The 23,436-nt window shown below is 38.3% G+C and carries 26 protein-coding genes and 1 other annotated feature; of the genes, 24 read left to right on the top strand and 2 right to left on the bottom strand.

Going from position 1 to position 23,436, the window contains the following annotated elements; genetic code table 11:
- Nucleotides 1-3: 3 nt before the first annotated feature.
- The 15 genes from JNUCC52_RS20965 to mtnN all read left to right on the top strand — a co-directional run bounded on the left by JNUCC52_RS20965 (nt 4) and on the right by mtnN (nt 15,803).
- A complete protein-coding gene (locus tag JNUCC52_RS20965; RefSeq protein ID WP_337980733.1) occupies nt 4-1,698 on the top strand; it encodes a polysaccharide deacetylase family protein in 1,695 nt (564 codons plus the stop codon).
- Nucleotides 1,699-2,075: 377 nt separating this feature from the next.
- Complete coding sequence (hpaB, locus tag JNUCC52_RS20970; protein ID WP_337980734.1) at nt 2,076-3,506, top strand: 4-hydroxyphenylacetate 3-monooxygenase, oxygenase component; 1,431 nt, start codon at nt 2,076-2,078, stop codon at nt 3,504-3,506.
- 106 nt (nt 3,507-3,612) lie between these two features.
- Nucleotides 3,613-3,827 (top strand) — a binding site (T-box leader).
- A gap of 76 nt (nt 3,828-3,903) precedes the next feature.
- Nucleotides 3,904-6,564, top strand: coding sequence for an alanine--tRNA ligase (gene alaS / locus JNUCC52_RS20975; protein ID WP_337980735.1), 2,661 nt, complete (start codon nt 3,904-3,906; stop codon nt 6,562-6,564).
- Nucleotides 6,565-6,650: 86 nt separating this feature from the next.
- Nucleotides 6,651-6,917, top strand: a complete 267-nt coding sequence (locus tag JNUCC52_RS20980; protein WP_024363117.1) for an IreB family regulatory phosphoprotein — start codon at nt 6,651-6,653, stop codon at nt 6,915-6,917.
- 2 nt (nt 6,918-6,919) lie between these two features.
- Entirely contained in the window at nt 6,920-7,336 is a 417-nt protein-coding gene (gene ruvX / locus JNUCC52_RS20985; RefSeq protein WP_172772148.1) for a Holliday junction resolvase RuvX, read from the top strand.
- 17 nt (nt 7,337-7,353) lie between these two features.
- Complete coding sequence (locus JNUCC52_RS20990) at nt 7,354-7,662, top strand: DUF1292 domain-containing protein (RefSeq protein WP_024363115.1); 309 nt, start codon at nt 7,354-7,356, stop codon at nt 7,660-7,662.
- 152 nt (nt 7,663-7,814) lie between these two features.
- Entirely contained in the window at nt 7,815-8,342 is a 528-nt protein-coding gene (locus JNUCC52_RS20995; RefSeq protein ID WP_172772147.1) for a DUF1292 domain-containing protein, read from the top strand.
- Between the two features lie 211 nt (nt 8,343-8,553).
- Nucleotides 8,554-9,681, top strand: a complete 1,128-nt coding sequence (mltG, locus tag JNUCC52_RS21000; protein WP_172772146.1) for an endolytic transglycosylase MltG — start codon at nt 8,554-8,556, stop codon at nt 9,679-9,681.
- A gap of 276 nt (nt 9,682-9,957) precedes the next feature.
- A complete protein-coding gene (locus JNUCC52_RS21005; RefSeq protein WP_173477658.1) occupies nt 9,958-10,590 on the top strand; it encodes an O-methyltransferase in 633 nt (210 codons plus the stop codon).
- A 5-nt stretch (nt 10,591-10,595) separates the two neighbouring features.
- On the top strand, nt 10,596-11,528 hold the full coding sequence (locus JNUCC52_RS21010; RefSeq protein ID WP_337980736.1) for a peptidase U32 family protein: 933 nt from the start codon (nt 10,596-10,598) through the stop codon (nt 11,526-11,528).
- Nucleotides 11,529-11,542: 14 nt separating this feature from the next.
- Nucleotides 11,543-12,823 (top strand): peptidase U32 family protein, encoded by a 1,281-nt coding sequence (locus JNUCC52_RS21015; protein ID WP_337980737.1) that lies wholly within the window; start codon nt 11,543-11,545, stop codon nt 12,821-12,823.
- The gene (udk, locus tag JNUCC52_RS21020) at nt 12,823-13,461 is read left to right on the top strand and encodes a uridine kinase (protein ID WP_337980738.1); all 639 of its coding nucleotides are present in this window, start codon (nt 12,823-12,825) and stop codon (nt 13,459-13,461) included. The genes JNUCC52_RS21015 and udk overlap by 1 nt, the downstream gene beginning before the upstream one ends.
- A 187-nt stretch (nt 13,462-13,648) precedes the next feature.
- Nucleotides 13,649-14,137 (top strand): transcription elongation factor GreA, encoded by a 489-nt coding sequence (gene greA / locus JNUCC52_RS21025; RefSeq protein ID WP_172772142.1) that lies wholly within the window; start codon nt 13,649-13,651, stop codon nt 14,135-14,137.
- Nucleotides 14,138-14,245: 108 nt separating this feature from the next.
- On the top strand, nt 14,246-14,908 hold the full coding sequence (locus tag JNUCC52_RS21030; RefSeq protein ID WP_337980739.1) for a YrrS family protein: 663 nt from the start codon (nt 14,246-14,248) through the stop codon (nt 14,906-14,908).
- A 202-nt stretch (nt 14,909-15,110) separates the two neighbouring features.
- Entirely contained in the window at nt 15,111-15,803 is a 693-nt protein-coding gene (gene mtnN / locus JNUCC52_RS21035; protein ID WP_172772140.1) for a 5'-methylthioadenosine/S-adenosylhomocysteine nucleosidase, read from the top strand.
- A 354-nt stretch (nt 15,804-16,157) separates the two neighbouring features.
- Here mtnN and sigK read toward each other — a convergent pair whose 3' ends face one another.
- Entirely contained in the window at nt 16,158-16,865 is a 708-nt protein-coding gene (gene sigK / locus JNUCC52_RS21040) for an RNA polymerase sporulation sigma factor SigK (protein ID WP_172772139.1), read from the bottom strand.
- 87 nt (nt 16,866-16,952) lie between these two features.
- Nucleotides 16,953-17,453 carry a CDP-diacylglycerol--serine O-phosphatidyltransferase gene (gene pssA / locus JNUCC52_RS21045; RefSeq protein WP_173477657.1) on the bottom strand — a complete coding sequence of 167 codons (501 nt, stop codon included), beginning with the start codon at nt 17,451-17,453 and terminating at the stop codon, nt 16,953-16,955.
- 136 nt (nt 17,454-17,589) lie between these two features.
- On the opposite strand from pssA, the gene JNUCC52_RS21050 reads away from it, so the two are divergent.
- The 9 genes from JNUCC52_RS21050 to JNUCC52_RS21090 are packed head-to-tail and all read left to right on the top strand — an operon-like array spanning nt 17,590 to nt 23,423.
- Nucleotides 17,590-18,372 carry a phosphatidylserine decarboxylase gene (locus JNUCC52_RS21050; RefSeq protein WP_172772138.1) on the top strand — a complete coding sequence of 261 codons (783 nt, stop codon included), beginning with the start codon at nt 17,590-17,592 and terminating at the stop codon, nt 18,370-18,372.
- A 36-nt stretch (nt 18,373-18,408) separates the two neighbouring features.
- Nucleotides 18,409-18,930 (top strand): YqeG family HAD IIIA-type phosphatase, encoded by a 522-nt coding sequence (locus JNUCC52_RS21055; RefSeq protein WP_172772137.1) that lies wholly within the window; start codon nt 18,409-18,411, stop codon nt 18,928-18,930.
- Nucleotides 18,927-20,030: a ribosome biogenesis GTPase YqeH gene (gene yqeH, locus JNUCC52_RS21060; protein WP_139860448.1), complete on the top strand. Its 1,104-nt coding sequence runs from the start codon at nt 18,927-18,929 to the stop codon at nt 20,028-20,030. The genes JNUCC52_RS21055 and yqeH overlap by 4 nt, the downstream gene beginning before the upstream one ends.
- A 31-nt stretch (nt 20,031-20,061) precedes the next feature.
- Nucleotides 20,062-20,892, top strand: coding sequence for a shikimate dehydrogenase (gene aroE, locus JNUCC52_RS21065; protein ID WP_337980740.1), 831 nt, complete (start codon nt 20,062-20,064; stop codon nt 20,890-20,892).
- Between the two features lie 5 nt (nt 20,893-20,897).
- On the top strand, nt 20,898-21,200 hold the full coding sequence (gene yhbY / locus JNUCC52_RS21070; protein ID WP_139860444.1) for a ribosome assembly RNA-binding protein YhbY: 303 nt from the start codon (nt 20,898-20,900) through the stop codon (nt 21,198-21,200).
- Between the two features lie 9 nt (nt 21,201-21,209).
- A complete protein-coding gene (locus JNUCC52_RS21075; RefSeq protein WP_337980741.1) occupies nt 21,210-21,800 on the top strand; it encodes a nicotinate-nucleotide adenylyltransferase in 591 nt (196 codons plus the stop codon).
- On the top strand, nt 21,769-22,341 hold the full coding sequence (yqeK, locus tag JNUCC52_RS21080) for a bis(5'-nucleosyl)-tetraphosphatase (symmetrical) YqeK (RefSeq protein WP_172772136.1): 573 nt from the start codon (nt 21,769-21,771) through the stop codon (nt 22,339-22,341). Before JNUCC52_RS21075 ends, yqeK begins: the two co-directional genes overlap by 32 nt.
- Complete coding sequence (gene rsfS, locus JNUCC52_RS21085; RefSeq protein WP_172772135.1) at nt 22,338-22,682, top strand: ribosome silencing factor; 345 nt, start codon at nt 22,338-22,340, stop codon at nt 22,680-22,682. Before yqeK ends, rsfS begins: the two co-directional genes overlap by 4 nt.
- Nucleotides 22,683-23,423 carry a class I SAM-dependent DNA methyltransferase gene (locus tag JNUCC52_RS21090; RefSeq protein ID WP_337980742.1) on the top strand — a complete coding sequence of 247 codons (741 nt, stop codon included), beginning with the start codon at nt 22,683-22,685 and terminating at the stop codon, nt 23,421-23,423.
- Nucleotides 23,424-23,436 lie beyond the last annotated feature (13 nt).

A 23,436-nucleotide genomic window follows, 5' to 3' on the forward strand; every position in this document is an offset into this window, starting at 1 on the left:
AAAGTGAAACGCATCGTGTTATTGCTTCTATTCATGCTGTTATTACCATTTGCACAAAAGGTACATGCCAGTAATATTGTTATTCAAGTGAATGAGGAAGCAACTGTCTTTGATAATCGTTCAGGAGCACTTGAACAAGTAGGAACGTTATCAGGAGGACAAACTTTTGAAGTGACAAAAGATTATGGGGCAAATTGGTGGCAAATTCGTTGGGGTGGTAGTTACGGCTATGTCGATAAACGGTATACAACCGTTGTACCATCCACAACATATAAAAATACCGTTCCTTCAGTTGCGAAGATAAAAGATTATATTGTAGCAACGAAGGTAACCCCTATTTATGATAATACAGGCAATAAATTGGTTCAATTTGCAACATTGTCAGAAGGTGTTCGTTTTCCCATTTATAGTAGAATGGGCAGTTGGTACGGAATTGCTGTGAACGGACGACTTGGTTATGTACATAGTAATTTCGTGAATGAAGAAAAAGGGCAAGAGACAACGAATCCTTCAACAAAGCCGACTGAAAAGCCAACGCCAACACCCACTCCGCCAAGTAAGCAAAATGGCTATATTGAAGCATTAGAAAATACAGTACTTTATGATCTTCGTAGAGAACAACCGATGTCTATTGCAACACTTAACAAAGGTCAGCAATTGGAAGTGGCAGGTGTTGGTGATGAAACTTATGTTCAAGTTCGTTGGGGCAAAACATTTGTTTATGCTGAAAAAACGAAAGTAAAGTTTGTGAACACGCCTACTTATAAAAATATTGGTAAAGACAATGCCGTAAAAAATCAATATTTCATTCCGATATCAGGAAATAGCGAAATTTATGATCGATCAGCAAACAAACTAGTGCCATTTGCAAAGCTCGATATGAATCGACGTTATCCTATTTTACGAAAAGAAGCCAATTGGTATGTGACGACAATTGGTGGACGCGAAGGCTATATTCACAGTTCTAAGGTTGCTTTAGATCGTGGTGTTCCAGTTATGATGTACCACCATTTATTAAAGGAGCATGAGCTTGGACGCTTTAAAAATGTAAGTACTACAATGACAGATACACAATTTGCTAATGAAATGAAATATTTGAAAGATAAAAAATTTGAAACGGTTAGTGCAGACGATTTATTACGTTTTATGCGTAATGAAATTACATTACCCGCATATTCAATTGTTCTAACATTTGATGATGGTTTATTATCTACAAGAGAATATGCTTATCCGATTTTAAAAAAATACGGTTTTCAAGCAACACAATTTTTAATTACGTATCGTAATGAATATTCTCCAGCAGAGCAACTATTTAATTACAATGATTTACAAGCACTATCAAGAAAAGATATGGAGCTCATGCAAGATGTCTTTACATATGAGTCTCATACGTACAATTTACATGATATGATCGGGAATAAAGGGAAAATGTTGCTAATTCCTTATCATGAAGTTGTACAAGATTTAAAGCGCAGTTTAACGATTATTCCAGAAGCAAAAGCATTTGCTTATCCATTTGGTCAATATACTACCAATACAATTTACGCTGTAAAGGAAGCTGGATTTGCGATGGCCTTTTCAACGAAGCCTGGCTACAACAATCCATATGATGATGTTTACCAAATTAAACGTTTATATAGTGATCAACAAACGTCCTTCACGCAGTTCAAAAAAATGGTTTCACCGTATGCACAATAATATTTTCTAAAAAGAAGCTGGGATTAAATTTTAATTTTTGTAAGAGGGAAAAGGTTAAAGGAGATACTGGTGACATTTAAAATAGTATACTAGTTAATGGTAGCGTAGGCAGTGACTCCAATGGCAACGCAAGCAACGTAAAACCAAAGAAACCGTGCGTTAGAGATGGTGGAAGTTTACGGTGTACTGGCGGAATGCATTTCTCGTAGCATTAACAACGGTATAACCAAAAAGTGTTAGATTGATTATAGTCAATCTAACACTTTTTTTCTTGGCTTCCTATTTGAAGTGAGCAAAGGAGCGATGGAACGATTCAGCCTAATAGGTCATATAATACATGAGTAGTAAAAACATAGGTCCATTTTAGGGGTGAATGTATGCCAGCAATTACAGGCCAGCAATATATTAAACGCATTGACGAATTGCAAACGTATATATCAATAGATGGGGAAGTCGTGAAAGGGAATGTTTCTGAACATCCAGCTTTTAAAGGTGTTATGCAAAGTCAGGCTAAACTTTTTGATTTGCAGCATGATGAAAATTTACACGACAGTATGACTTATATGTCACCAACAACGAACCAACGGGTAGGGATGTCTTATCTTCAAGTGACAAAGGCAGAAGATTTGGTAAAAAGACGTCAAGCTGCTCGGGAGTGGGCTTTATGTAATCATGGATTTATGGGAAGAAGTCCAGATTATATGAACACTACTTTAATGGCACTGGCATCAGCAGCCGAATACTTAAAAGATAAGCCGAATTGTTTTCCAGATCATCTGCTAAAATTTTATGAATACGCACGTGAAAATGATTTAACGATGACACATACGTTTATTGAGCCTCAAGTAAATCGTCATAGTTATCAGTATGAAGATGATGAGGTGATCATTGCTGCTAAAATTGTCGGGAAAACGAATGAAGGATTAGTAATTAAAGGGGCGAGATTGCTAGCAACGCAGGGTGGCATTACGGATGAACTTCTTGTTCTTTCAACAAATGGCATTGATGAGGAAAAAGGCTTTGGTTTCTCTATACCAAGTGATACTAAAGGCTTAAAATTTTTATGTAGGCAGTCTTTTGTTGGCGGTGAATCGACGTTCGATTATCCATTAAGCGCTCGATTTGAGGAAATGGATGCAATTGTTGTTTTTGATGATGTAGTAGTCCCTTGGGATCGTGTCTTTTATTATGAAAATACAGAAGTTGCAAATCGCTTTATGAATGTAAGTGGTTTCCAAGCATATTCTTTGCATCAAGTATTGTCTCGACAAATTGCTAAAACGGAATTTATTTTAGGCGTTGTACAATCTATTGTTGATACGATTAATATCGGTGGCTATCAGCACGTGCAACAAAAAGTAGTCGACATTATTGTAACGCTAGAAACGATGAAGGCTTTATTACTTAAGTCAGAAATAGAAGCAAAAAAGGATGACTTTGGTTTTATAAGACCAGATTTACCAACGTTGCAAGTAGCCATTCAAATTTTCCCAAAGGTTTATCCAACCTTTACAGAAATTATCCAATTACTTGGAGCAAGCGGCTTAATGTCTATTCCAAGTGAAAAAGCATTTGCCGCAGATGATGGCGACTTAGAACATTATTTACAGTCATTTAGAGATGGTGGAGAAGATCGGGTAAAAAAATTCCGTCTAGCGTGGGATTTAACGATGAGTACATTTGGCACAAGGCAAACACTTTATGAGCGGTACTTCTTTGGAGATCCAGTTCGCTTATCTGGCTTGCTTTATCAAACTTATAATCGTGAGTCATTTATGAAAAGAGTTGAAAATTTCCTAAAAAGTTAACATACAAAAACGACGTATGTTTGAAGAATTCGATATTTTTGTATAGAATAGAAATGCAATGATTGACAGAAGAACATAATTTTTTTATAATGTGCGTTAGAAAATAGAAAAAACGATGATGGAACAAGTACGTATTTGTGCGTGTGTAGAAAGGGATTTCTAGGCTGAAAAAATCCTCGCGTCAACAAGTGCCGAAAGCTACTCCAGAGTGCAGCTAATCCCTGCCGTTCACTTACGTTACAAGTGCTAAAGAGGTAAGCATGTTGATGCTTACAACTAGGGTGGTACCGCGAGACAATTCACAAAGTCCTCGTCCCTTTTTGGGATGAGGGCTTTTTTATGTGTATAAGCGGATTCATATCGTAAATTTTACACAATTAGAGGAGGAACTTTTCGTATGAAAGCAGCAGAAATTCGCCGTTTGTATTTAGAATTCTTTAAAGAAAAAGGACATCACCATGAACCGTCAGCACCACTTGTGCCAATTAATGACCCTTCATTACTTTGGATCAACTCAGGTGTTGCAACATTAAAACCATATTTTGACGGTCGTATCATTCCCGATAACCCACGTATTACAAATGCACAAAAATCGATTCGTACAAACGATATTGAAAATGTAGGGAAAACAGCACGTCACCATACATTCTTTGAAATGCTAGGGAACTTCTCTATTGGAGATTACTTCAAAAAAGAAGCTATTCACTATGCGTGGGAATTTTTGACAGATAAAAAATGGATGGGCTTTGACCCTGAACTTTTATCCATTACAATTCATCCAGAAGACCAAGAAGCTTATGATGTTTGGCATAACGAAATTGGTATTCCTGAGGAACGTTTAATTCGCTTAGAAGGGAACTTCTGGGATATTGGTGAAGGTCCATCTGGTCCAAACTCAGAAATTTTCTATGACCGTGGAGAAGAATATGGTTCAGATCAAAATGATCCAGAAATGTATCCTGGCGGTGAAAACGAGCGTTATTTAGAAATTTGGAATTTAGTGTTCTCTCAATTTAACCACAATCCAGACGGCACTTATACACCATTACCAAAGCAAAATATTGATACAGGGATGGGCCTAGAACGTATCGTTTCGGTTGTACAAAATGTGCCAACAAACTTTGATACAGATTTATTCATGCCAATCATTGAAAAAATTGAACAATTTGCAAATCGTAAATACAAACGTCCAGGCGAAGTTGCGTTAAGCGAAATCTTCGGTTCAGAAGAAGATATTAATACGCCATTTAAAGTAATTGCAGACCATATTCGTACGGTAGCATTTGCTATCGGTGACGGCGCACTTCCTTCGAATGAGGGTCGTGGTTACGTATTGCGTCGTTTACTACGTCGTGCAGTGCGTTACGCTAAGCAAATTGGTATTGAAAAACCATTTATGTTTGAATTAGTACCGACAGTCGGCGAAATTATGGTTGATTTCTACCCAGAAGTTACGGAGAAATGCGAATTTATCCAACGTGTTATTAAAAACGAGGAAATTCGCTTCCATGAAACATTAGATGGTGGTCTTGCCATCTTTAACGAGGTTGTAGAGGCACAAAAAGCAGCAGGGCATGATTATATTCCTGGCGCTGATGCATTCCGTCTTTATGACACATATGGCTTCCCAATTGAGTTAACAGAAGAATATGCGGAAGAAGTTGGCATGAAGGTAGATCACGAAGGTTTTGAAGTTGCTATGAACGAGCAACGTGAGCGTGCGCGTGCTGCTCGTCAAGATGTCGATTCAATGCAAGTACAAAATGAAGTGCTAGCAAACTTAACAGTAGCAAGTGAATTCGTAGGCTATGACACATTATCAGTGGAAACTGAAATTGCTGCGATGATTGTCAATGGTCAAGTAGCGAAAGTGGCTTCAGAAGGTCAAGAAGCGTTAGTCGTATTAGCAAAAACACCATTCTATGCTGAAATGGGTGGACAAATTGCAGACAGCGGTGTAATTGCCAATGATGGCTTTACAGCAATTGTTAAGGATGTTCAAAAAGCACCAAATGGACAACCGTTACACACTGTTCTAGTAGAATCAGGCGAAATGCATGTTGAAGATGCGGTAACAGCAGTAGTGAACCGTGATGAACGTAATCTAATCATTAAAAACCATACAGCGACACATATTATGCAACGTGCGTTAAAAGATATTTTAGGTGACCATGTAAACCAAGCAGGCTCATACGTTGGTCCAGATCGATTACGTTTTGACTTCTCTCACTTCGGTCAAGTAACAAAAGAAGAATTACAACAAATTGAACGTATCGTTAATGAAAAAGTGTGGGAAGATATTGAAGTCGTGATTGAGGAAAAAGCAATCGATGAAGCGAGAGCAATGGGCGCAATGGCATTATTCGGTGAAAAATACGGTGATATCGTTCGCGTCGTATCGATTGGTGATTATTCAATTGAACTTTGTGGTGGTATTCACGTAAAACGTTCTTCTGAAATAGGCTTCTTTAAAATTGTTTCAGAAGGTGGTATTGGCGCTGGCACTCGTCGTATCGAGGCTGTCACTGGTAAAGTGGCATATGAAGCAGTCAAAGAAGAAGAGGCGCTGTTAAATGATGCAGCAGAACTATTAAAAGCGAATCCGAAAGATCTTGTGACAAAAGTCCATGCATTGCAAGTAGACTATAAAGAATTACAGCGTGAAAATGAAGGATTGTCACAAAAAATTGCGAACGCTCAAGCAGGTGCTATCGTAGATGCAGCACAAACTTTTGGGGATGTAACAGTTCTTTCAACTAAAGTTGAAGCAAAAGATAATAACCAACTTCGTCAAATGATGGATGACTTAAAAGGTAAGATGACAAAAGCTGTTGTCGTATTAGGTGCTGTTGATGGCGATAAAGTTATGTTATGTGCAGGTGTAACGAAAGATTTAGTTGGTGGCAATTACCATGCAGGAAATATTGTGAAAATGGTTGCCGAAGCTTGTGGCGGTAAAGGTGGCGGTCGTCCTGATATGGCGATGGCAGGTGCAAAAGAGGCTTCAAAACTTGATGAAGCGCTACTTTCTGTGTATGATTACGTTAAATCCATTTAATTAATACATCAAATCGGTTATAATAAGAGAAATCGGAGATGAGCTTCTTTGCACATCTCCTTATTTCTGAAAGCGAGGTGCTGGTCATGAGTTCATTTGATCAAACGATGAAATTTAATTTTCCAGAAGAATCAATGGAACAGGAAGTCAAGCAGGTAATGTTGAAAGTACATTCTTCATTAGAGGAAAAGGGATATAATCCTATCAATCAGATTGTCGGTTACTTACTTTCTGGTGATCCGGCGTATATTCCTCGCCATCAGGATGCTCGTAATTTAATTCGCAAGCTAGAGCGTGATGAAATTCTAGAAGAGCTTGTTAAATTTTATATTAAAAAGAATAACGAGGGCTAGAAATGAGAATTATGGGATTAGACGTTGGGTCGAAAACAGTAGGTGTTGCGATTAGCGATGCACTTGGCTGGACGGCTCAAGGTATTGAAACCGTAAAAATTGATGAAGCAAATGGCGAATTCGGCATCGGCCGTATTGCTGAGCTAGTGAAGGAATATACTATCACTGAATTTGTTGTAGGATTCCCGAAAAACATGAATAATACGGTAGGACCACGTGGTGAAGCTTCTGAAAACTATAAAAAGTTATTAGAAGAAACATTTTCACTGCCGGTTAAACTTTGGGATGAACGTTTAACGACGATGGCTGCCGAGCGCATGTTAATCGAAGCGGACGTAAGTCGCAAAAAACGCAAGCAAGTCATTGATAAAATGGCTGCTGTGATGATTTTACAAGGCTATTTAGATAGCAAAAACTAATTAATGAGGTGGCAAACATGGCACACGAGCATAACCATGAAGAAGAATTACACGTACAACACATTACAGTGATTGATGAAAATGGAAACGAGCAGCTTTGCGAAGTGATTCACGTACACGAGTCTCCTGAATTCGGCAAATCATATGTATTTTACTCAATGGTAGGCGCTGAAGAGGATGAAGATGGCTCTGTAGAAATCTTCGTTTCATCATTTGTACCATCTGAAAACGGTGAAGATGGCGAATTAACACCGATTGAAACAGAAGCAGAATGGGACATGGTAGAAGACGTTTTAAACGCTTTAGAGGACGAAGACGAAGAATAATTGTTTTCTTTTTAGAGTGTATGGAACAAGGATGGCACAAGCGGTCCTTGTTCTTTTTTTACGTCATCAAGTTTGTGGCACGATGAAGCGGTAGTAATGATTTAGCATATAGAAACTTAGACTATACGTGATTATAGTAAGGAGGAATAACAATGAACGAAGAAACACAAGAATTCATAATAATAGGTGACAATGGCAAAGAGCAAACATGCCGTGTTGTTTTTACATTTGATGCAGAGGAAAAATCATATGTACTGTTTTCCCTAATCGATGAAAATGGGCAGGAAATACCTGGTGATATTTCAGCAATGACATTCGATTATGATGATAACAGTGGAGAAATGACTAATTTACAACCTGTGGAAACAGATGCAGAATGGGAAATGATTAATGAAGTCGTGTTAACGCTTCTGGATGAATTCCAAGAAGAGCCACAGCTTATTACAGTAACAAATGAGGATGGAACGGATCAAGTGTGCGAGGTAATTCATACATTTGCCTCAGAACAATTCGGTAAATCGTACGTACTTTATGTAGCTGTCTCAGATGAGCCAATGGAGGAGCGAGATATTTTCGCCGCCCAGTATATACCTGGAGCAGATGGAACAATCGAGGATTTACTACCAATTGAAACAGATGAAGAATGGGCATTTGTAGAAGATGTATTAAATGACTTATAAAAGTGCCAGTCACCCAAACAATTCTGAACTTTTAATGTTGGAAAAGAATAGTTAATTTATCAGTGACGATTTATTTATAAAGTATCAAATCTGCTAAAGAATGTATTAGCAGATTTTTTTTATATGCGCAATTTCACCTGAATTGTCCATTTCTGTTTGTCGTAAAAGTTGATTTCTAGTATGATATTGAATAGTGATAGGGGGGAAACCCGTGGATAACGGTTCTAAAAAACAAGAAATGTTTTCAAAAATGAAGGAAAAAAAGACTGAGGTAAAAATTGTGAGAAAAATAGTCGCTATTATAGCCATTGCATTTGTATTAGTATTTGCAGTTGTCGGTTTAATGGGGTACAACTACGTAAAAAGTGCTTTAAAACCAGTTGATCCCGATGCAACAAAAACAATAGCTGTCGAAGTTCCAATTGGCTCAAGTTTAAGCTCGATTTCGGCTTTATTGGAGAAAAAGGGCATAATTAAAGATGCAAAAGTTTTTAAATACTATGCAAAATTTAAAAATGAATCCCAATTCCAAGCAGGGAATTATGATTTAACACAATCAATGACATTGGACGAGCTGATTGAGAGCTTAAAAACAGGGAAGGTGTATCGCGAGCCTATCTTTACAATGACAATTCCAGAAGGCTTAACATTAGATCAGATTGGAAAAATCGTTGAAAAGAAAACTCCTTATACACAAAAAGAATTTATGGATTTAGTGACAAGCGAAGCATTTGTCCAAAAAATGATGGCCAACTATCCAGAGCTGGTTACAGATGCGGTACTGGCAGACAATATTCGCTATGATTTAGAAGGCTATTTATTCCCTGCAACATATTCATACTTTGAAGAGAAACCTTCGTTAGAAGCAATTGTTGAAGAAATGATAGGTGCTATGAATAATGTTGTGAAAAATTACAATGAAGTACTAGTAGAAAAACAAATGTCAGTCCATCAACTATTAACGTTTGCCTCATTATTAGAGGAAGAAGCAACGGCACAAACAGATCGTGAGACGATTGCAAGTGTATTCTATAATCGTATTGATGAAGGCATGCCACTCCAAACAGACCCAACTGTTTTATATGCACTTGGCTCACATAAAGACCGCGTTTTATATGAAGATTTAGAAGTAGAAAATGCTTATAATACTTACAAAAATAAAGGATTACCGCCAGGTCCAATTGCTGGTGCTGGAAAAACTTCGATTGAAGCAGCATTAAATCCGAGCAAAACTGATTATTTCTACTTCCTTGCAGATAAAGAAGGGGTCAACCACTTCTCAAAAACATATGATGAGCATTTGCAAAAAGTAGAAAAATATTTACGTCAAGCAGAGTAGTTTCTAAAAAATAGAAACGAACATAGTGCGCTAAAAAGAATAGAAGGAAAGAAAAATAGCTTTCCTTCTATTTTCGTGCTATTATAAATTGTGATTTTTAATCAATTAATACGTGGTGGCAATTGTTTCGTGGCATATAGACAACAATTGCTCATTTTTGTATGGCAAAGTACCAAGACATCACGTTTGGTCTTTTTCTTTTTGTAGCAAAGTGATGATGAAGTTTGGACAACGGGAGTGTGCTCGTTTCCTTTTAAATTGAGGGTGAATTTTACAATGGAATTATCGGATGCATATATACAATCATTTATTCAACCACGTAATGAGTTGCTTTTAGAAATGGAAGCATATGCGGAAGAAAATCATGTACCGATTATGCAACTAGCAGGTATAGATGCGTTAAATCAGTTACTTCGTATTCAAAATCCGTCAAAAATATTAGAAATTGGCACGGCAATTGGCTACTCAGCAATGCGTATGGCTGACGCTTTGCCGAATGCGCATATTGTGACGATTGAACGCGATGAAGAGCGTGTAGCTAAAGCAAGAGCTTATATTGCACGTTCAACTGTTTCAAATCGTATTACGGTCATTGAGGGAGATGCCTTAGAGGTAGACGATGAGGCAATCCATACAACTTTTGATGCGATTTTTATTGATGCAGCGAAAGGTCAATATCAACGATTTTTCGAAAAATATGCCCCTCTTGTAAAATCAGGAGGCGTCTTATATATCGACAATATGTATATGCATGGCTTGTCGGATTTGGACTTAAAGGACGTGCCACGTCGCAAGCGGACAATGATTCGAAATTTAAAAAATTTTACCGATTGGATTATGCAACATCCTGAATATACGAGTGCATTTTTACCAGTCGGTGATGGCTTATTATTATGTTTGAAGAGGTGACGACTATGAAAAAACCTGAATTGCTTGTCACACCACAATCAGTGGACCATGTAAAAGCACTTTTAACAGCTGGAGCAGATGCTTTTGTCATTGGAGAACAACAATTTGGTCTTCGTCTTGCTGGGGAATTTTCTGTAAGCGAAGTAGAAGAAGCAACGAAGCTAATTCATGCAGCTGGTAAAAAGGTTTATGTTGCAGTGAATGCGCTATTTCATAACGAAAAACTAGATGCATTAGGTGAATACTTAAAAGAAATGCAAAGTATTGGTGTAGATCGTTTAATTTACGGCGACCCTGCTGTTATTATAGTACGTCGTGAGCAAGGAGTTACAATTCCATTACATTGGAATCCTGAAACAACAGCAACAAACTGGTTTACTGCAAATTATTGGGGTAAACGAGGTGCCACAAGAGCTGTTCTTGCACGTGAGCTTTCACTAGATGAAGTAATAGAAATTAAAGAAAACGCGGAAGTAGAAGTTGAAGTACAAGTGCATGGTATGACTTGTATGTTCCAATCAAAACGTCCATTACTAGGTCATTATTTCCTATACCAAGAAAAAATAATGACAATTGAAAATCGTCAGGAAAACCGTAACATGTTCCTACACGATGATGAACGTAACAATAAATATCCAATTTATGAAGATACCAATGGTACGCATATTTTCAGTCCAAATGATATGTGTATTATTGATGAGCTTGGCGAGTTATTTGAAGCGGGGATCGATTCATTAAAAATCGAGGGTGTTTTACAATCACCAGAATATGTTGTCACAGTAACGGAAGCGTATCGTCAAGCAATTGACACATATTTTGACGAATCTGAAGAAGCATATGACGATATAAAAGATGATTTACTGGCTAAAATTGAAGATGTCCAGCCCGCTATTCGACCACTCGATACTGGCTTTATCTTCAAAGAAACAGTGTACTAGGAGGTGGCAAGAAAATGGCATTGGCATTAGAACAAAATGACAAAATTCGCGAAGTCGTCGACGGCAAGCGCGTCATTACAAAAAAACCTGAACTACTTGCCCCTGCAGGTAGCTTAGAAAAACTAAAAGTTGCTGTCCATTATGGTGCAGATGCAGTATTTATTGGCGGTCGTGAATTTGGTCTTCGTTCAAACGCAGATAATTTCTCAATCGATGATATGCGAGAAGGTGTAGATTTTGCTAATCAATACGGAGCAAAAATCTACGTGACAACGAATATTTTCGCTCATAACGAAAATATGGATGGCTTAGAGCAGTACTTGAAAGATATTGAATCAGCAGGAGTTACTGGCATTATTGTAGCGGACCCGCTAATTATCGAAACATGTCGTGCTGCTGCACCAAAGCTCGAAATTCATCTTTCGACACAGCAATCATTATCTAACTGGAAAGCTGTTCAGTACTGGAAAGAAGAAGGATTACATCGAGTAGTGTTAGCGCGTGAAGTTGGCGGCGAAGAAATGAAGCTTATGAAAGAAAAAGTCGATATTGAAATCGAAGCATTCGTTCATGGCGCTATGTGTATCGCATATTCGGGTCGTTGTGTACTATCAAACCATATGACAGCGCGTGATTCTAATCGTGGTGGCTGTTGCCAATCTTGTCGTTGGGACTATGATTTATACGAGCTAGAAGACGGTGAGGAAAAAGCGCTTTTCGATGATAACCATGCACCATTTGCAATGAGTCCAAAAGATTTAAAGTTAATTGAAGCGATTCCACATATGATCGAGCTTGGTATTGATTCATTAAAAGTAGAAGGTCGTATGAAATCAATTCACTATGTGGCTACAGTGGTTTCTGTTTATCGTAAAGTGATTGATGCTTACTGTGCAGATCCAGACAATTTTAAAATTAAGCGTGAATGGCTAGAAGAGTTAGATAAATGTGCGAACCGTGAAGCAGCTGAGGCGTTTTTCCACGATGCACCTGGCCACGAGGAGCAAATGTTTGGCGTTCATGGTCGTAAAACAACTTACGAATTTGCAGGACTTATTTTAAACCACGATCCAGAGACGAAAATTGTTACAATGCAACAACGTAACTATTTTAAACCTGGTGATGAAGTTGAATTTTTTGGTCCAGAAATCGAAAACTTCCGCATTACGATGGGAGAAATTTGGGATGAGGACGGCAACAGCTTAGACGCTGCACGTCATCCATTACAAATTATTAAATTTAAATGTGATACATTGCTTCAACCGCATAACATGATGCGAAAGGAGAATAATTAATGGCAATTAAGCGTCCAGTTGTCATCGGAATCGCTGGTGGCTCATGTTCAGGTAAAACGAGCGTGACACGTGCTATTTATGATGTTTTCCGTGACCATTCTGTTGTTGTAATTGAGCAAGATTATTACTACAAAGATCAAAGTCATTTAACATTTGAAGAACGTTTAGGTACGAATTATGACCATCCTCTAGCGTTTGATAATGATTTATTAATTGACCATATTAAAAAATTATTAAAGCGTCAGTCCATTGATAAACCTGTATATGACTATGTACAGCATACACGTGCCAATGAAGTGATCCATGTTGAGCCAGTAGATGTTATTATACTAGAAGGAATTTTAGTATTAGAGGATGCGGACTTACGTAATTTAATGGACATTAAATTGTTTGTCGATACGGATTCAGATTTACGTATTATTCGTCGTATTCTTCGTGACATAAAAGAGCGTGGTCGTACAACGGATTCCGTTATCGAGCAGTATTTATCTGCCGTGCGTCCAATGCATAATATGTTCATTGAACCAACTAAACGTTATGCTGATATTATTATTCCCGAAGGCGGGGAAAATGGCGTCGCAATTGACTTGATGGTAACGAAAATTAAAACTATTCTTGAAACTGACAACGTATTGTAATAAGATAGAGTGGTATTGACAATATTTACATGAATTTCAAAGCATATTTTTGTAACGCATGCATACTATTAGGTCAAAGCATATTTTGAACTGAGATTAAAAATAATAAAATTCGATTAAATGCACTTTATAAAGCATTTGGTCGAGTTTTATGTTTTTATATTGATGAAATAAGGAGTGAAGTACTTTGTCAAATGAAAAACAGTACCCAATGACAGCAGAGGGTAAACGAAAATTAGAAGAAGAATTAGTAAAATTAGAAACAGAAACACGTAAAGAAATCGTAGAGCGTATTAAAATCGCACGTGACTTCGGTGACCTTTCTGAAAATGCTGAGTACGATTCAGCTAAAGAAGAACAAGCCTTTTTAGAGGGGCGTATTTCTACTTTAAAATCAATGATTCGTAACGCAGTTATTATTTCTGAAGATGAAACAGATAACAGTGTAGTTTCTCTTGGGAAAACGGTTACATTCGTTGAAATTATTAACGGTAAACCATCTTCTGATGAAGAATCTTATACAATCGTAGGTTCAGCTGAGGCAGATCCAATGGAATTCCGCATCTCAAACGAATCACCAATTGCAAAAGGCTTACTTGGCAAAGGTGAAGGTGAAGAAGTAGTTGTACAAACACCTGGTGGCGAAATGAAAGTGAAAATTCTATCAATTAAATAATTACAAATGTACAAGCAGTTAGCTTCTCTTTCTAAGTGAAGCTAACTGTTTTTATTTTGCATGCGGTGTGGAACTTGATAAAATATTGGTTAGAGAGGGGGAGACTTCATGAGTGAACGAAAAACACGAAGCAGTCGTCATTTGCAGCCATCTCGCAATAAAAAGCTAGATAAGATGTTGAATGTTTTAATTGGTATAGTCATTATACTAATTGTTATAACGGCAACGTATGTGTTTAAGTGGCAGGATGACGAACAAGAAGCAGTTAAAGAGGAACCAGTTCAGGAACAAAAGAACGAAGAAGGTGAGCAGGAACCTCAGAAAGAGGAAGACAGCGCCGAAAATGAAGAACAATCGACAGATAAAGAACAATCGACAGACGAAGACCAGTCGAAAGAGGAAGAACAGCAGCTAGAGCAAAATACGGCTGAAGAAACGACGTCTGACGATCCGATTGTTGATCGTGTTGTGACAGATAAAAACTGGAAGCCAACGCCTACAACGCAAACAGGAGCACATGTATCGTCATATGATGACCAATCTGTCGACTGGGCAGAGAAAATCGCTACAATTACCGCAGTGACAGGTATAACAAATGATAATATGATTGTTTGGCGTTTACAAAATAATGGTGGGGCGAATAAAGCAATTGCAACCGTTTCTACGAAAGATAAGAGTGAAAAGTATCGTGTCAGTATGGAATGGGTTGATAATGAAGGCTGGCTGCCAGTAAAACTAGAACAGTTGAATACATTAGATGGTGCCTATTGACGAAAGCTGTTGTATTGATTATTTTTAAAGATGGCAAAGAAATACGGATTCGTTCTTAGCTTTACCGAAAGTGGAACAATCGGTCATAAAACTATATGGCAACTATTTTCGATTTTGATTGTAGTAAAGCTCATCAAAATGCAGATGCCGACTAGTGAGTAATCTGTTTAGAGTTGAATTAAAGAAGGGAAGTAAAGAATTCATGAAAATCGCAGTTATCGGTGCAATGGAAGAGGAAGTAGAGCTGCTACGTGCATCTTTAGAGGATGCTAAAAGTAAAACAATTGCTGGCAGTGAGTATACAACAGGGACATATGAAGGAAAAGAAGTAGTATTATTAAAAAGCGGTATTGGGAAAGTCAATGCAGCAATGTCTACAACAATTTTATTGCATGAATTCAAGCCAGATGTAGTAATTAATACGGGTTCTGCTGGGGGCTACGATGAGGCACTTGAAGTAGGAGCAGTTGTTATTTCTGATGAAGTACGCCATCATGATGTCGACGTGACAATCTTCGGTTATGAAATTGGGCAAATGGCAGGAATGCCTGCTGCTTTTCAATCAGATGCAAAGCTAATGAAAGTAGCTGAGGAGGCTGTAAAAGCGGTAGGTGAACACCAATATGGTATTGGCCTAATTTGCTCAGGTGATGCTTTTATGAATGATCCTGTACGTGTAGAAGCAGTACGTCAGCATTTTCCGCAAATGAAAGCAGTAGAAATGGAAGCGGCAGCTGTTGCGCAAGTATGTTATCAATTCGGGACACCATTCGTGGTTATCCGTGCTTTATCTGATATTGCAGGGAAAGAATCGAACATTAGCTTTGATGAGTTCCTACCAGTAGCTGCTAAGCACTCTACACAAATTGTATTAAAGGCAATTTCGTCATTATAAAACTACAGGAAATAGACAAAATGAACAGTTAAAGAGTGAGAAAAATCACAGTCGTAATGAATCTTCAATGCTACAATGGCATTAATTAATTCTCTTCATAGTTAGATGGGAGGTATACATTATGCTATTTTTGACAGCAGGTGTCGTCATCATTACGATGTTAATCGGCACGCTTATTTCGGCCGACCTTACTGAAACAACTCATTAATATTGTATAGAAAGCTCCTTTGCGGCTGCTAAAGCGTAAAGGAGCTTTTTATATGAAACAAGTAACTGCTAAATCTCCATGTAATTTTTGAACACATGTGCCTCATATTCTTGATTGAATTTTTATCAATAACACATTACAATAAATTACTCAATAGACTTTTGATCTCTTTTGTAAAATTGATAGAGTTTAATGAGTGCTCGCTTTTCTATGCGAGATACATAACTACGAGAAATGTTCAAACGGGCAGCAATTTCTTTTTGGGTAAGTGCGTCATGTTGATTTAATCCGTAGCGCAGTGTGACAATTTCAAGCTCTCGTTCATCAAGCATATGCAAATAATGATACAACTGCGCAACGTGCTCTTTGTGTTCTAATTTTTCTGTTGCACTTTCTTCATCACATTGAAGCAAATCGCGAATTTGCAGCGCATTTCCATCTTTATCTGTACCAATCGGTTCAAACAAAGAAACATCCTTTTGTACTTTTTTCTGTGTCCGTAAGTGCATTAAAATTTCATTTTCAATACAGCGCGCTGCGTACGTAGCAAGGCGCGTCTTTTTATCAGGGGTATAGCTTTCAACGGCTTTCATTAGACCAATTGTACCGATGGAAATATAGTCATCGAGTTGCTCGTGCTTAGGGTGGAATTTTTTTACGACATGTGCAACAAGTCGCATATTGCGCTCGATTAAATCAAGACGCGCTTGCTCATCACCACCTAAAAATCGTTCAATACAAGCAGCTTCCTCTTCTTTAGAAAAGGGTTTATGGAATGTTTGCCCTTTTAAATAACCGAATAACGCAGGAATTTCAAACCATAACTGCAACATAGAAGTAAAAATTCCGCTCATTGAATGATTTCATCCTTTCCCCATTTTTCGACAGTATATGTTAAGAAACTGCGTTCAATGAAAAAAAGTGCAACAGCAAATGCGCTGTTACACTTTTTTTAACGTGAATGTACTGATCATTAGTAAAGCTAAAATGGGAAGTAGGAAAAGATAAAAAGCTGGGTGGAACGTATTGGACGCAAAATACGTTAATGTTAATAGCGTACCAGCAGCTGTAATCGGTAGTCCAGTGAAATAACCGTTTGCTTCACTAATATTGAAGCGAGCTAATCGCATCGCACCGCAGACGATATAAAGAACGGTCATCATCATGCCCGCGAAACCAAAATCAACTAGGACAACTTCATACATTAATAATGCAGGGGCTACACCAAATGATATAATATCACTCATAGAATCTAATTGCTTACCTAACTCAGAAACCTGTCCGAGTGCACGTGCTACTTTCCCGTCATAACGATCGAGAAGAGCAGCAATAAAGATAAACAAGACACTATAGCTATAATATTCATGTAAAGTGGCCATAATGGCCGCGCCACCAAAGGACATATTACTAATAGTAATGAAGTTTGCTGCGTGCGATTTCATTTTCTTAACCGTCGTATCCACCAACTTGTGATAAAAAAACAAGGCGGATCACTCCTTTGCACTTAAGATATTGTACCATTATACTTCGGATGCGAAAAAATTGACAGTCTAATTTAATCGATAGGGGTTTTGCTTTATGAAAGAAAAACTTTACCAACGCTTAATAGAATTAACGAATGGCAAACAATCTTCCCAGCTTTTACAAACTATTGCTAAAGCGAAGTGGAGTAAGCGAATAATTCCAAGCTATATGAAAATATACGATATAAACCTTGAAGAGGTTTCAAAAAAACAACAACAATTTTCAAGTTTACATGATTTTTTTACAAGGGAACTTGTAACTGAGGCACGACCAATCAATGAAAATCCTTTCGTCTATACAAGTCCAGTGGATGCCAAAGTAGAATCATTTGGGCGCATCGAATGGGATATGACTTTTCTTGTCAAAGGCAAGCCATATGCACTACAGGATTTATTAGGAAATAAAGATCGTGCTGCCCAATATGCTGATGGACATTATATAGTATTTTATTTAAGTCCTGCGGATTACCATCGAATCCATAGCCCAATTGATGGCACAGTGTTAAGACAATATACACTTGGACAAACGTCTTTCCCAGTTAATCAGCTTGGGCTCACATATGGCAAAAAACCAATTTCTCATAACTACCGTCTTGTAACGGAGTTAAAAGTAGCAAATGACCAGCATGTAGCATTTATTAAAGTTGGTGCTACCTTTGTCAACTCCATTGTGCTGACAAATACAACAACGCAATGGGCAAAAGGTGAGGAAGTCGGTTATTTTTCATTTGGTTCGACAGTGGTCATGCTATTTGAAAAAGATACGATTACATTTACGGACAATGTTGTGCAAGGAAGTCCAATTCGCATGGGTGAAGCCTTTGCAAATATGCTATAATGGTCGAATAATACGTTTAGATTAGGGGTCGCTATTTTGTATAATTTTTTATTACCAGATGAATTTGTGACAAGCATTTTTGAAATTACACCAGAAAAGCTTCAAGAACTAGGCATTAAAGGGATTATTACAGATTTAGATAATACGCTTGTGGAATGGGACCGTGCAGATGCAACGGAAGAGCTTATTATTTGGCTACGTATTATGAAGGAATCAGGTATTCGCGTTATTATTGCGTCGAATAATAAAGAGGCGCGTGTAAAGCATTTTGCTGACCCGCTTAATATTCCGTATATTCATAAAGCAAAAAAGCCACTTCGCAATGCCTTTTATAGTGCTGTAATTCAATTAGGATTACGTCCAAATGAAGTAGTCATGGTAGGAGACCAGCTACTAACAGATGTAATGGGTGCCAATCGTTTAGGACTGCATACGATTTTAGTAAAACCAGTTGCACAATCAGATGGGCTCGTAACAAAATTTAATCGTTTCGTTGAGCGTCGTGTGTTCAATGATTTAAAACGAAAAGGAATAATTACTTGGGAGGAAAAAGAATGAACGAAATGCCAAATTGTATTGGCTGCGGTACGACAATTCAAACAGAAGATAAAACAGCAGTAGGGTACGCACCCCCATCATCATTAGAAAAAGACGTGGTTATTTGCCAACGTTGCTTCCGTTTGAAAAATTACAATGAAATTCAACCTGTGTCATTAACAGATGACGACTTTCTACGTATTTTAAATGGTCTTGGAACACAGCAAGGCTTAATCGTAAAAATCGTTGATATTTTTGACTTCAATGGTAGCTGGTTGCCAGGGCTTCATCGCTTCGTTGGCAAAAATCCAGTGCTCTTAGTAGCGAATAAAGCTGATTTGCTTCCCAAATCAGTGAAGCCTAAAAAGGTTATTAACTGGCTGAAGCGTGAAGCAAAGGCACTTGGCTTACAACCTATTGATGTGCTATTAGTGAGCGCACATAAAGGACAAGGGATGACCGAGGCAATGGAAGCGATAGACGAATATCGCAAAGGACAAAACGTTTACGTAGTAGGTTGTACAAATGTAGGGAAATCCACGTTTATTAACCGCGTTATAAAACAGGCTACGGGTGAAGGGGAAGTCATTACAACTTCTCATTTCCCTGGAACTACGTTAGATATGATTGAAATTCCACTTGACGATGGTAGTGCATTATATGATACCCCTGGGATTATTAATCACCACCAAATGGCGCATTATATTGATTCGAGTGAATTAAAATACATTATGCCCAAAAAAGAAATTAAACCGAAAGTGTATCAGCAAAATCCAGGTCAATCCTTATTCATTGGTGCACTAGCACGATTTGACTTTATTCAAGGTGAACGTTCTGCATTTACAATACATGTTGCAAATGATCTGCCCATCCACCGTACGAAGTTAGAAAAGGCAGATGCTTTATATGCTGAGCATAAGGGCGAATTACTTGCACCACCGACAGCAAACTTTATCGACAAGCTGCCTGAATTAATCCGTCATGAGTTTTCAATAAAAGAGGCAAAAACAGATGTCGTCTTTTCAGGTCTTGGTTGGATTACAGTACAGCATGCTAATGTCGTTATTGCTGCGTATGCCCCAAAAGGTGTACAAGTTTCAATTCGTCCATCGCTCATTTAATAATTAGTGAAGAGAGAAGAGGAGCTAGGACATGAAGAAGTGGTTTGCAGTAATTGGTGATCCGATCGAACATTCAAAATCACCAGCCATGCATAATGCTTGGTTTGAGGAAATGGCGATCGATGCAACTTATATTCCAGTACATGTGACACCAGATCAGTTAGAAGCGGCTGTTGTTGGTTTTAAAACATTAGGTGCAAGTGGTTGGAATGTTACTATCCCCCATAAGACAGCAATCATTCCTTATTTAGATGAGTTAGATGAGCTAGCAGAAAAAATGGGTGCGGTAAATACAGTTGTCCGAACAAAAAACGGTAAGTTAAAAGGGTACAATACTGATGGGCTTGGTTTTGTTCGCTCGTTAGAAGAAGCTGTCGGCAAGTCACATAAAGAAAAGCCTGTCCTTCTTATCGGAGCAGGAGGGGCAGCACGTGGCATAGCTTTTGCAATGCAACAACAAGGCTATACGAATTTAACGATTGCTAATCGTACAGTTGCCAATGCACAGGCAATTATTGATGAACTTGGAACAGGTCGAGCGATTTCATTAGCACAGGCTGAAGAAACGTTAGCTGACTATGGCATTTTCGTACAAATGACGTCCGCTGGTCTTGTTGCGGGCGAGTATTCTATGCCGTTTTCACTGAATCGACTTGTAAAAGGCGCAATTGTTGCAGATATTGTGTATAATCCATTAATGACGCCTTTTTTACAAGCGGCTGAGGAAAAAGGCGCAACCGTAGTAACAGGTCTTGGCATGTTTGTACATCAAGGTGCAATCGCGTTCCAATACTGGCTCGATGAATATCCAAAAACAAATTCAATGATTGCGCGATTGAAGGCGCAATTAGGAGGACAATAATTTTTATGTTAACAGGTAAACAAAAGCGTTTTTTACGTGCAGAAGCACATCATTTAACACCAATTTTCCAAGTAGGAAAAGGCGGCGTTAATGACGAAATGACAAAGCAAATTCGTGAAGCATTAGAAGTACGTGAACTAATTAAAGTGCGTATTTTAGATAACTGTGAAGATGACAAACAAGAAGTGGCGGAAGCTCTTGCAAAAGGTGCGCATGCTGAGCTTGTACAATTAATCGGATTGACAGTTGTATTATATAAAGAATCACGTAACAACAAAAAAATTGTGTTACCAAAAGTAGCGAAATAAGGTGGAACGATGAAAAAGGTCGGTTTACTTGGAGGTACGTTTAATCCACCACATATCGGACACTTAATGATGGCAAACGAAGTATTTCATGCATTGGAATTAGATGAGGTACGTTTTTTGCCAAATGCATTACCACCGCATAAGCAAGCTCCACATGATGCGAGTGATGCAAAACGTTTAGAAATGGTTGAGCGTGCTATACAACCATATCCGCATTTTCGTGTAGAGTCGTATGAGGTTGATAAGGGCGGCGTATCCTATTCATATAATACACTTGCTGCATTATGTGAAAGAGAGCCGACTGTAAAATTTTACTTTATCATTGGTGGGGATATGATTGATTCACTCCATACGTGGTATCGTATTGACGAGCTCGTGAAGCTTGTTCAATTCGTTGGTGTAAAGCGTCCTGGGACAGAAGCACGTACGGAGTATCCTGTATTGATGGTGGAAGTACCACAAATCGATTTATCGTCTACACTCATTCGTGAACGCCTTGCCACTGGTAGAACGGTAACCTTTTTACTGCCAGAAGCGGTAGAGACGTTTATACGAGAGGAAGGTCTTTATGGAACGCGAACAGTATCTAGCAGCGATTAAACCACGTATGCCTGAAAAGCGTTATATTCATACACTTGGGGTAACGGAAACAGCCATCGCGTTAGCGAAAATTTACGGTGAGAATGAGAAGAAAGCTGAAACAGCAGCTATTCTCCATGACATTGCAAAATATGCAGATGTCAAATGGATGGAGCAGATTGTTCAAAACGAAAATTTAGATCAACAACTGATTGGCTGGGGCAGTGAATTACTACATGGTCCAGTTGGGGCATATATTGCTGAAAGTGAATTCGGCATTTCAGATGAAGATATTTTGAATGCTATTCGCTTTCATACGACAGGGCGTGTAGCAATGAGTCGTTTAGAAAAAATACTTTTTGTCGCAGATATGATTGAACCGAATCGAAACTTCGATGGGGTTGAACGTCTGCGGAAAAAAGCGCAAAAAAATTTGGATAAGGCAATGAGTGCCTGTATACGTCATACACTAGCATTTTTAATTGATACAAAGCAGGCAATTTACCCATTATCTATAGCATGTTATAACGATATGATGAAAAGAGAGGACAGTGAAGGATGACTTCAACTTTATTACAAGCAGCTTACAAAGCAATCGACGACAAACATGGTGAGGATATTGTCGTTTTAAATATGCAAGGTATTTCACTATTAGCAGATTATTTCATCATTGCACACGGGAACTCAGATCGCCAAGTACAAGCGATTGCACGTGAATTACAAGATGTAGCAATCAAAGAGGGGCATGAAATTCGTCGCGTGGAAGGCTTCGATGGGGCACGATGGATTTTAGTAGACCTTGGTGATGTTGTAGCACACGTATTCCATAAAGATGAGCGTGCTTACTATAACCTAGAGCGTCTATGGGGCGATGCACCGCAATTAGACGTACCAGAGGCATAAGTGAGTAGCTACGAACGTTTTGCCCATGTTTACGATGAGCTTCAAACTGATATTCCATATAATAGCTATGTTGATTGGATTGAGCAACATGCACCGAGCAAACATTATCCAAGTCTTTTAGACATTGGCTGTGGCACTGGTGTTCTTGGGCTGATGTTAGCAAATACTGGCTATAATGTTAGTGGTATCGATTTGTCAGAAGATATGCTTGCTATAGCGGCAGAGCGCTTTGCTAATGCTGGTCTACAAGTACCGCTATACTGTATGTCGATGCATGAATTAGATGGCTTTGAGGCACTAGATGTTGTCACAATTGCCATTGATTCGCTTAACTATGTCGTGGAACAAGCAAATGTTTATGCAACGCTTGAACGTATTTTCCATTCTTTACGTGAAGGTGGTCAGTTATTTTTTGATGTCCACTCATTATTTAAAATGAATGACATCTTTTTAGACGGACCCTTTACGTATGATGATGGAGATATTAGCTATGTATGGCATACAGAGCCTGGTGATTATGAGCATTCTGTTGTTCATCAAATGACGTTTTATGTACGAGATGGAGCGAGCAATTTGTATGAACGCTTTGACGAAGAGCACATCCAGCGCACATTTCCAATTGAGCAATATATGATATGGCTTCGTGAAATTGGTTTTACAGATGTAGAAGTGACAGCAGATTTTACAAATGAAGCACCTGAATACGAAAGCGAACGCATTTTTATTCGTGCAGTGAAATAATAACAATATAAGT

The sequence above is a fragment of the Lysinibacillus sp. JNUCC-52 genome, assembly GCF_015999545.1.
Classification (GTDB): domain Bacteria; phylum Bacillota; class Bacilli; order Bacillales_A; family Planococcaceae; genus Lysinibacillus.

Coding starts and splice junctions, on each gene's coding strand:
- udk (WP_337980738.1), top strand. CDS start 12,823: ATGGCAATTAAGCGTCCAGTTGTCATCGGAATCGCTGGTGGCTCATGT.
- JNUCC52_RS20995 (WP_172772147.1), top strand. CDS start 7,815: ATGAACGAAGAAACACAAGAATTCATAATAATAGGTGACAATGGCAAA.
- sigK (WP_172772139.1), bottom strand. CDS start 16,865: ATGAGCGGAATTTTTACTTCTATGTTGCAGTTATGGTTTGAAATTCCT.
- JNUCC52_RS21030 (WP_337980739.1), top strand. CDS start 14,246: ATGAGTGAACGAAAAACACGAAGCAGTCGTCATTTGCAGCCATCTCGC.
- JNUCC52_RS20990 (WP_024363115.1), top strand. CDS start 7,354: ATGGCACACGAGCATAACCATGAAGAAGAATTACACGTACAACACATT.
- ruvX (WP_172772148.1), top strand. CDS start 6,920: ATGAGAATTATGGGATTAGACGTTGGGTCGAAAACAGTAGGTGTTGCG.
- mtnN (WP_172772140.1), top strand. CDS start 15,111: ATGAAAATCGCAGTTATCGGTGCAATGGAAGAGGAAGTAGAGCTGCTA.
- JNUCC52_RS21075 (WP_337980741.1), top strand. CDS start 21,210: ATGAAAAAGGTCGGTTTACTTGGAGGTACGTTTAATCCACCACATATC.
- yqeK (WP_172772136.1), top strand. CDS start 21,769: ATGGAACGCGAACAGTATCTAGCAGCGATTAAACCACGTATGCCTGAA.
- rsfS (WP_172772135.1), top strand. CDS start 22,338: ATGACTTCAACTTTATTACAAGCAGCTTACAAAGCAATCGACGACAAA.
- aroE (WP_337980740.1), top strand. CDS start 20,062: ATGAAGAAGTGGTTTGCAGTAATTGGTGATCCGATCGAACATTCAAAA.
- JNUCC52_RS20980 (WP_024363117.1), top strand. CDS start 6,651: ATGAGTTCATTTGATCAAACGATGAAATTTAATTTTCCAGAAGAATCA.
- alaS (WP_337980735.1), top strand. CDS start 3,904: ATGAAAGCAGCAGAAATTCGCCGTTTGTATTTAGAATTCTTTAAAGAA.
- JNUCC52_RS21010 (WP_337980736.1), top strand. CDS start 10,596: ATGAAAAAACCTGAATTGCTTGTCACACCACAATCAGTGGACCATGTA.
- hpaB (WP_337980734.1), top strand. CDS start 2,076: ATGCCAGCAATTACAGGCCAGCAATATATTAAACGCATTGACGAATTG.
- JNUCC52_RS21015 (WP_337980737.1), top strand. CDS start 11,543: ATGGCATTGGCATTAGAACAAAATGACAAAATTCGCGAAGTCGTCGAC.
- JNUCC52_RS21005 (WP_173477658.1), top strand. CDS start 9,958: ATGGAATTATCGGATGCATATATACAATCATTTATTCAACCACGTAAT.
- yqeH (WP_139860448.1), top strand. CDS start 18,927: ATGAACGAAATGCCAAATTGTATTGGCTGCGGTACGACAATTCAAACA.
- JNUCC52_RS21050 (WP_172772138.1), top strand. CDS start 17,590: ATGAAAGAAAAACTTTACCAACGCTTAATAGAATTAACGAATGGCAAA.
- pssA (WP_173477657.1), bottom strand. CDS start 17,453: ATGAAATCGCACGCAGCAAACTTCATTACTATTAGTAATATGTCCTTT.
- yhbY (WP_139860444.1), top strand. CDS start 20,898: ATGTTAACAGGTAAACAAAAGCGTTTTTTACGTGCAGAAGCACATCAT.